This is a genomic window from Streptomyces sp. NPDC048248, assembly GCF_043201875.1.
Taxonomy (GTDB): Bacteria; Actinomycetota; Actinomycetes; order Streptomycetales; family Streptomycetaceae; genus Streptomyces.
In genome coordinates, this window is sequence record NZ_JBICZL010000023.1 from 78,629 (window position 1) to 86,883 (window position 8,255).

Genomic DNA, 8,255 nt, shown 5'->3' on the forward strand with positions numbered 1-8,255 from the left:
CGAGCGACTCATCTCGCACGCCGACCCGCACCGTACGGGCACGTGCCTTCGGCGCACCACCGTGAACGGCGTCATCTGCCCGCTCCCCGGCCAATTGTGAACTTGCCGGGAACTCAAAGGCCTTGGCAGCCGACTCGTGTGGTGAATGGCCCGCACTGACGAGGTCGCGGCGCTGCGGCGTCCGACCCGGCCCGGCACTGGAGTGAGGTTGCAGCCGTATGCATTGGTACGAGGACGACGGATTCTGGTCGGATTTCTCCGGGACGATGTTCTCCGAGCGCAGGCGCACGGCGACGGCGGACGTCGTCGCCGGCTCACCTCTGCTCGACTTCCCGGCCGGGAGCCGCGTCCTGGACCTGTGTTGCGGGCCCGGCCTGTATCTGATGCCGCTGGCCCGCCGCGGCTACGTGGTGACGGGGGTGGACCTCAGCCCCCTCATGCTGAAGCGGGCCCGTGTTGCCTGCGAGGAGGCCGGAGCCGATGTCCGGCTGGTGCAGGCGGACATGCTGACGCACGTCGAGCCCGAGTCGTACGACGTGGTGCTGAACGTCTTCACCTCGTTCGGCTACTTCGACGACCCACGGGACAACGAGCAGGTGCTGCGCAACGCCCATGACTCGCTGGTGCCGGGCGGACAGCTGCTCGTCGATGTCATGGGCAAGGAGGTCCTCGCGGGTTGGATCGGCCGCCCCAAGCTCGTCGAACTCGACGACGGCGGGTACGTGGTGCAGCGCGACACCGTCCTGGACAGCTGGACGCGGCTGCGCACCGACTGGACGCTGGTGCGCGACGGAGTGGCGCGCGAGGCTTCGATCACCTCCTTCCTCTACAGCGCGGCCGAGCTGCGCGCGCTGTTCGAAGCGGTCGGCTTCACGGACGTGCGGTGCTACGGGGACTTCGACGGCTCCCCCTACGACAACCACGCGCCGCGGCTGATCGTGCGGGGCACCCGCGTGGGGGCTTCATGAGCGAGACCGTTTCCGGAACGCCGCCGGCGATCCCGCCGGGAGGCTCCTCCACCGCTCTCCCGCCCGAGGGTGAGTCCCAGGACCGGGAGCGCCGTTCCGCAGGCCGCGGCAGGCTGCCGACCACGTTGATCGCGCTCTCGGCGGTCCTGGTGGTCTCCGTCCTGGCGGGTATCGCGCTGGGGCCCACGGTCGTACCGGTGGGTGACGTCGTGCGCTTCCTGTCCGCGGCAGTGACCGGCGGCAGCATCGGAGCGGACGAGGTGAGCGGGTACTCCATCGTCTGGGAGGTCCGTGCCCCCAGGGTCCTGCTGGCCGTGGTCGTCGGGGCAGGGCTCTCGGTCGTCGGCGTCGCCGTCCAGGCACTGGTGCGCAACGCCCTCGCGGATCCGTTCGTCCTGGGCATCTCTTCCGGCGCGTCCGTCGGGGCGACCGCTGTGGTGGTCTTCGGGGTCTTCGCGGGGTTGGGCGTCCATGCCCTCTCGGCCGCGGCGTTCCTCGGCGCCCTCGGGGCCACGATGCTGGTGTACCTGGCCGCGCGCGGTCCCCTGGGGCTGACGCCGCTGCGGCTCGTCCTGACCGGGGTGGCGCTGGCGTACGGGTTCCAGGCGCTCATGAGCGTCCTGGTCTTCCTCTCCCCGAACGGCCAGGCCGCGCGAACGGTGCTGTTCTGGCTGCTGGGCAGTCTGGGGTCGGCGTCCTGGGAGTCGCTGCCGCCGGCGGCGACAGCGGTCCTGGTCGCGATCGTGGTGCTGTTGCGTCTGAGCCGGTCCCTGGATGTGCTGTCGCTGGGGGACGAGACCGCCGCCGGCCTGGGGGTGGACGCGCAGGCGCTGCGGCGTGGTCTGTTCGTGCTCACCGCGGCCGTCACCGGGCTGATCGTCGCGGTCAGCGGCGCGATCGGCTTCGTCGGGCTGGTCCTGCCCCACGTGGTGCGGATCTGGGTCGGCTCCACACACCGGCGGGTGCTCGCGGTCGCGCCGCTCGCCGGAGCCTGCTTCATGGTGTGGGTCGATCTGGTGGCGCGTACGGTCTTCGCGCCCGAGGAGCTGCCGCTCGGAGTGATCACCGCGCTGATCGGTGTGCCGGTGTTCATCGTGCTGATGCGCCGCCGCGGCTATCTGTTCGGAGGCCGGTAGATGGACACGGTGCTGTCCCTGCGTGACCTGACGGTCGAGATGGCCGGTCGCACACTGCTCGACCGGCTGAGCCTCGATGTGGCCGCCGGCCGGATCGTGGGGCTCGTCGGCCCCAACGGCAGCGGCAAGTCGACCGCGCTGCGCTGCGTCTACCGTGCCCTGAAGCCCACGGCGGGAGTCGTCCTGCTCGACGGCGGCGACCTGACGTCGCGGAAACTGCGCGACAGTGCCAGGTCGATCGCCGCCCTGACCCAGGAGAGCCACACCGAACTCGACTTCACCGTCGAGGAGGTGGTGGCGCTGGGCCGCGCCCCGCACGTACAGGGCAACCGCCCGCTGACCGCTCGCGAGCGTGCGCTGTGCCGGCAGGCGATGGAGCGGCTGGACGTCGCGCATCTTGCCGGCCGCAGCGTCCTGGCCCTCTCGGGCGGCGAGCGCCAGCGCGTCCTCGTCGCGCGGGCGCTGGTCCAGGAACCCCGCGTCCTGGTCCTCGACGAGCCGACCAACCACCTGGACGTACGCCACCAGGTGGAGCTGCTGTCGTTCCTGCGCGGGTCCGGACTGACCGTCCTCACCGCCTTGCACGACCTCAATCTGGCAGCTCAGGTCTGTGACCGCCTCGCCGTGCTCAGCTGCGGCTCCCTGGTCGCCTCCGGTGACCCGGCGGAGGTCCTGACACCCGAGTTGGTCCGCAAGGTGTTCGGCGTCGACGCCACGGTCATCCCCCACCCGCGGACCGGAATCCCCCAACTGCTCTACGACCTCTCCCCGGCCCCCACCGGCCTGCGCACAGCTGCCGAAGCCCCCTCGGAAGGACCCCACGAATGATCCGACGAACCCGACGACCACTCCCCCGGGTCCTGCCCCGTGCCCTCACCGCCGGGCTGCTGGCGGCCGGGCTCCTGACGACCACCGGCTGCGGCGCCGAGGTCGAGCCCGCGGCGAAGAACCCGTCCGGCGCCGTCACCGTCTCCAACTGCGGCCGGAACATCACCTATCCCCGGCCGGAACGCCCGGTCGCCTACGACGTCAGCGGCGCGGAGAAGATGTTCGCCCTCGGTCTGGCCGACCGGATGCGTGGCTACGTCATGAACGAACTCGGCGACCCCTCCATCAAGGGCTCGCCCTGGCGCAAGGGCTACGCCGAGGTCGAGCGCCTCGGCACCGACCGCATCACCCGCGAGATCGTCGTCGACGCCAAGGCCGACTGGGTGCTGGCCGGTTGGAACTCCGGCTTCAGCGAGGAACGCGGGATCACGCCCGCGCTGCTGAAGAAGGTCGGTATCGCCTCCTATCTGCACACGGAGACCTGCTGGGACTACGGCGACAAGAGCATCGACGTGACACCGATGGAAGCCCTCTACACCGACCTGGGGAACCTCGGCCGGATCTTCGGCGTGGAGCAGCGGGCCGACAAGCTCGTCACCGGTCTCAAGGCCCGTGTGGCCGCGTTGCGGAAGACCTGGCCCGACAAGGGCGACCCGGCCAAGGTGTTCGTCTACGACTCGGGCACCGACCAGCCCTTCACCGCCGGGCGCCACGCCGCACCCGACGACATCATCACCGCGGCCGGAGGAGCCAATGTCTTCCACGCTCTCGACAAGGGCTGGGCGACGGTCGGCTGGGAACCCGTGGTCAAGGCCAGACCCGAAGTGATCGTGATCATCGACTACGCCGACCGGCCCGCCAAGGAAAAGATCGACCACCTCACCTCGCTGCCCTCCCTGAAGTCGGTACCGGCCGTGAAGAACAAGCGCTTCTTCGTCCTCTCCTACGGCGACGCCGTCAGCGGTCCACGCAACATCACCGGCGCCGAGAAACTGGGCCGCTACCTGCGATCGGTCGGGCGGTGACGGTGAACTCGACGCGTACCGCACCCGCCCCCGCCGCCCTCGTCCACGAGCACATCACGGATGCGATCAAGGCACCCGACCTGCTGCGGCTGTCCGACAACGTCGTGCTCGCCCGCTTCGAGACCCTGAAGGTCTACGCCGCCCTCGGCGCGGTCCGCACCCTGTTGGCGCGAGGGATCGTCCGACCGGGCCAGACCCTCCTGGACAGCTCGAGCGGCATCTACGCACTGGCCCTGGCCATGGCGTGTCACCGCTACGGTCTGCGCTGCCACATCGTCGCCTCGACGACCGTCGACGCGGCCATGCGCGCGCAACTGGAGGTCCTCGGCGCCACCGTGGACCAGATGCCGCCCGCCGAGGACCTGAGACTCGATCAGGAACGCCGGGTCCGCCGGGTCCGGCGGCTCCTGGCCGAGCGGCCCGGCATGCACTGGATGCGCCAGTACCACGACGCCGTCCACTACACCGGCTACCGCGAGTTCGCCGATCTGGTGGACCGCGCGCTGCCCGATGCCCCGCTGACGGTGGTGGGGGCCGTGGGCACCGGCTCCTCCACCGGCGGACTCGTCCGCCCGCTGCGCGGACGCGGCCGGACCGTACGCCTGCGGGGAATTCAGCCCTTCGGCAGTGTGACCTTCGGCAGCGAGGACTTCAGCGACCCAGAGGCGATCATCGCCGGCATCGGCAGCTCGATCCCGTTCGACAACGTCCGCCACGACCTGTACGACACGCTCCACTGGCTCGACTTCCGCCACGCCATGGCGGGCGCCGTCGGCCTGCTGCGGGAACACGCCGTGTTCGCCGGCCTGTCCACCGGCGCCGCCCACCTCGTGGCGGGCTGGGAGGCCGCCCGCCACCCGGACCATATGCACCTGGTCATCGGCGCCGACACCGGACACCGCTACACCGAGCGGGTCTTCGCCCGCCACCACGAAGCCCTCGACCCGCGCACCCTCGAACCGCACCGGATCACCAGCCTCGCCGACCTCGTGCCTCCCTGGTCGGTGATGGAGTGGAAACGACGGCGCTTCGACGTAGGCAGGGCCCCCGTGCCCGCGCAAGCCGTCGCACCCCCACCGACGCCGACGTCCCCAGCAACACCGACGTCTCCGCACACGCCGACGCTCCCGTCGGCGCAACAGCCCTTGCGGACACCGGCACCGCTGACCGCACCGATCAAGGAGAACCCGGCATCGTGACCATCGCCGCCCTGGAAGCACTCACCTTCGGACTGGGACGCCTGGCGGAGGCGGCCGATAACGCCGGGCACCGGCTGTGCCTGCTCACCGGCGACCGGGCCGTCTACCGCCACGAACTCGCACGCCTCGACCGGGAAGCTCTCGACGTCGTCGACATCGACACCGCCGACGAGCACGCCTGCGCCGCCGCCCTGAGCGCCCTGCCCGACCTGCGAGGGATCGTCAACTCGACCGACACCTGGAGCATCCCGGGCGCCGACCTCGCCGCCGAATTCGGTCTCCCCGGGCCGGACCCCACCGCGGTCCGCCGGCTCAGGGACAAGAGCCGGGTGCGCTCCCTCCTTCACACACACGGACTGAGCCGCGGCGGAGCCCTCACCGTCCCGGCCGACCCCTCGGCGGTCGCCACGATCCTCCGCGAGATCGGGCTGCCGACGGTCCTGAAGGACTCCGCGGGCACCTCCTCCCGCAACGTCTGGCTGGTGCGCGACGAGCGGCAACTGCACATCGCCCTCTCCCAGGCAGCACAACGCCCCTTCAGCGGGGACCTGTTCGCCGAGCCCCTCTTCTCCGGTCCGGTCTACAGCGCGGAGACCCTCAGTTGGGACGGCGAAGCGAAACTCCTGGGCGTCCTCAGCCGCCAGATGTCTCCGGAGCCCTCCGTCCGCGAAGAGGCCGCTGCCTTCCCCGTCGCACTGCCCGGCTCCGAACTCGACGTGGTCCAACACTGGGTGGAGCGCGTCCTGAAGACCGCGGGCCACGACTCCGGTTTCGCGCACGTGGAGTTCGTCCTCACCACCGAGGGCCCGGAACTGGTGGAGATCAACCGCCGCATCGGTGGCGCACTCGTCGGCGAGGCGCTGTGCCGCTCCCTGGGTACCAATGTCTACGACGCCATGGTCGACACCGCCCTCGGCCGCCGCCCCGCACTACTGGATGCCCTTGACGCAACGGATTCCCGTCCCGGCCCCGCCACCGGCTTCGTGCTCATCTACCCCGATCACCCCGGAACGCTCACGGGCTGGACCGGACTCGACGGGCTGTCCGCCTTCCCGGGCTCGCCCGAGTGGTACCCCACGGCGGCTCCGGGGCAACGAGTGGAGCACCTGGGCGACCAGCGCAGCTGCACCGGGATCGTGCTGACCGAAGCGGCGACCGCCGAGTTGGCCCTGCACCGGGCGCTCAGCGCGGCCGGAAGCATACGGCCGACGGTCACGTCCGACGACCAGGGATGACGCCGCCACGCCGCACGCCGCCGGGCCTCCGCACCCGCTCCCACCTCACACGGCTCACCCGTATCACCGGGCCGCAGTACGTCCTGCTGGCCGGATCGTTCCTGATCCCACTGGGCAGCTTCGCGGTACTGCCCTTCATGTCGGTGCTGCTGCACGAGCGGCTGGGCATGGGGCTCGGCGCCGTCGGCGTGGTGCTCGCCATCGCGTCGTTCGTGCAATTCTCCGGCGGCGTCATCGGCGCAGCGATCGCCGAGCGCATCGGACTGCAGCGCACCATGCTGCTCGCGCTCGTCATCCGAACGACCGGCTTCGCCGGCTTCCTGCCGGGACTCAGCCATCCGGTCGCGGCCGTGACCGCGCTCTTCCTCGTCTCCTGCGGCGCCGCGCTCTATCTGCCCGCCAATAAGGCATATCTGGTGCACCGCGCGGAAGACGCTCAGCGCCCCCTGCTGCTGTCCGCGAGCAGTTCCGCCCTCAACGCAGGTATAGCGCTGGGGCCGCTCGCCGCCGCGCCCTTCGTACTCAGCGCCTCCGCGGGTCTCTTCACCGCGGTCACCGGGCTCTTCGCGGTCATCACGGCAGGGCACGCCCTGCTGCCCGTGGAAAATGCCGAACACCGGCCGGAAGAACCGTGGGACGGCGACAGCGACGACACCGGACGACCGCCCCCACAAGGGGAGAGCCGGGGCCGATCACAGGGAAGTGGGGACAAGGCAACCGCCGGACCACCGGGGCCGCCGGTCCTGCCGTTCGCGATCACCGTGCTGAGCGTGTACGCCTTCATGTTCTTCCAGCACTACCTCGCGGTCTACGCCGTGCCCCGGACCTCGACGGTGTTCTACGGCCTGGTCCTGGCCGCTTACGCCGCACTCCTCGTGGTCGCACAGCCGCTGCTGTCCGACTGGATCGCCCGCCTGCCCTACGTCCGCGTCCTACTCCTGGGCTTTGCCGCGCTGGCCGTCGGCATGTGCACCCTCGCCGTCGGCTCTCCCTCCACCATCCTGGCCGGAGCCCTGCTGATCTGCCTGGGCGAGATCGTCCTCTTCCTCAAGAACGACCTCGAAGCCCTCGCCCGGTCGCCCCGCACGCCCGCCGTCGTCTTCGGCCGTCAGCGGCTGGCAGCCGGAATCGGGGCGTTCGTCAGCGGCATCGCGGGAGGAGAGGGCTACGAACTGGCCGAGCGCTCCGGCCATCCCGGTCTCTTCTGGGCAGCCGTCGCCGTGCAATGCGCGGTGCTGCCCCCGCTGCTGCTCCGCTTCCTGCGCCGCCGACAGCGACGGCTGCTCATGGCCGATGGCTCGGACTGATCAATCCGCGTGTTGAACGGCTTGGTCGAGCACAACCGAGCCGAGGCCAAGGGCAGGTTCGAGCCCATGACTCCGAACGAAATGAACGCAAGGGTGACTGGCGTCCCCTGCTGCTGCATAGTCACCAGCACTGCCGCGCACCGCGCTGACCGGAACCTCGGCCAAGGAGATCGACAGGCTCGTTCGACCGACGCCGGCCGGCAGCCTGCCGCTCGACGGGACGGCACGGGAACTCGCCGCGGTCCGCCCTCGGACCACCCGGCGGAACACAACAGCACCACGGAACAGCAGAGGAAGTCACTCATGGCAACGGCGCCCAGCGTCTCGTATTCGATGACGGTGCGACTGGAAGTTCCCGCGAGCGGCACCGCCGTCAGCCAGCTCACCACGGCCGTGGAGTCCTCCGGCGGGTCGGTCACCGGTCTCGATGTGACCGCCTCCGGGCACGAGAAGCTCCGGATGGACGTCACCATCGCCGCGACGTCGACCGCGCACGCCGACGAGATCGTCCAGGAGCTGCGGGGCATCGAGGGGGTGTCGCTGGGCAAGGTCTCGGA

Annotated in this window: 7 protein-coding genes and 1 pseudogene; all 8 read left to right on the forward strand. The window is 70.5% G+C overall.

What is annotated here, in order from left to right; all coding sequences use genetic code 11:
* Positions 1 to 218: 218 nt before the first annotated feature.
* Positions 219 to 968, forward strand: a complete 750-nt coding sequence (locus ACGFZW_RS34305; protein WP_393897224.1) for a class I SAM-dependent methyltransferase — start codon at positions 219 to 221, stop codon at positions 966 to 968.
* Complete coding sequence (locus ACGFZW_RS34310) at positions 965 to 2,104, forward strand: FecCD family ABC transporter permease (RefSeq protein ID WP_393897225.1); 1,140 nt, start codon at positions 965 to 967, stop codon at positions 2,102 to 2,104. Before ACGFZW_RS34305 ends, ACGFZW_RS34310 begins: the two co-directional genes overlap by 4 nt.
* Positions 2,105 to 2,932: an ABC transporter ATP-binding protein gene (locus ACGFZW_RS34315; protein WP_393897226.1), complete on the forward strand. Its 828-nt coding sequence runs from the start codon at positions 2,105 to 2,107 to the stop codon at positions 2,930 to 2,932.
* Positions 2,929 to 3,957 carry an ABC transporter substrate-binding protein gene (locus ACGFZW_RS34320; protein ID WP_393897227.1) on the forward strand — a complete coding sequence of 343 codons (1,029 nt, stop codon included), beginning with the start codon at positions 2,929 to 2,931 and terminating at the stop codon, positions 3,955 to 3,957. Before ACGFZW_RS34315 ends, ACGFZW_RS34320 begins: the two co-directional genes overlap by 4 nt.
* A 2-nt stretch (positions 3,958 to 3,959) precedes the next feature.
* Entirely contained in the window at positions 3,960 to 5,156 is a 1,197-nt protein-coding gene (locus tag ACGFZW_RS34325) for a pyridoxal-phosphate dependent enzyme (protein WP_393897228.1), read from the forward strand.
* A complete protein-coding gene (locus ACGFZW_RS34330) occupies positions 5,153 to 6,391 on the forward strand; it encodes an ATP-grasp domain-containing protein (protein WP_393897229.1) in 1,239 nt (412 codons plus the stop codon). The genes ACGFZW_RS34325 and ACGFZW_RS34330 overlap by 4 nt, the downstream gene beginning before the upstream one ends.
* On the forward strand, positions 6,388 to 7,698 hold the full coding sequence (locus tag ACGFZW_RS34335; RefSeq protein ID WP_393897230.1) for an MFS transporter: 1,311 nt from the start codon (positions 6,388 to 6,390) through the stop codon (positions 7,696 to 7,698). The genes ACGFZW_RS34330 and ACGFZW_RS34335 overlap by 4 nt, the downstream gene beginning before the upstream one ends.
* 303 nt (positions 7,699 to 8,001) lie before the next feature.
* Positions 8,002 to 8,255 (forward strand): annotated as a pseudogene (locus ACGFZW_RS34340) (NAD-dependent malic enzyme); the annotation flags it as partial.

What these genes read in the sequence shown, in the direction of transcription:
- ACGFZW_RS34305 (WP_393897224.1), top strand. Translation starts at nt 219, where the DNA reads ATGCATTGGTACGAGGACGACGGATTCTGGTCGGATTTCTCCGGGACG.
- ACGFZW_RS34310 (WP_393897225.1), top strand. Translation starts at nt 965, where the DNA reads ATGAGCGAGACCGTTTCCGGAACGCCGCCGGCGATCCCGCCGGGAGGC.
- ACGFZW_RS34315 (WP_393897226.1), top strand. Translation starts at nt 2,105, where the DNA reads ATGGACACGGTGCTGTCCCTGCGTGACCTGACGGTCGAGATGGCCGGT.
- ACGFZW_RS34320 (WP_393897227.1), top strand. Translation starts at nt 2,929, where the DNA reads ATGATCCGACGAACCCGACGACCACTCCCCCGGGTCCTGCCCCGTGCC.
- ACGFZW_RS34335 (WP_393897230.1), top strand. Translation starts at nt 6,388, where the DNA reads ATGACGCCGCCACGCCGCACGCCGCCGGGCCTCCGCACCCGCTCCCAC.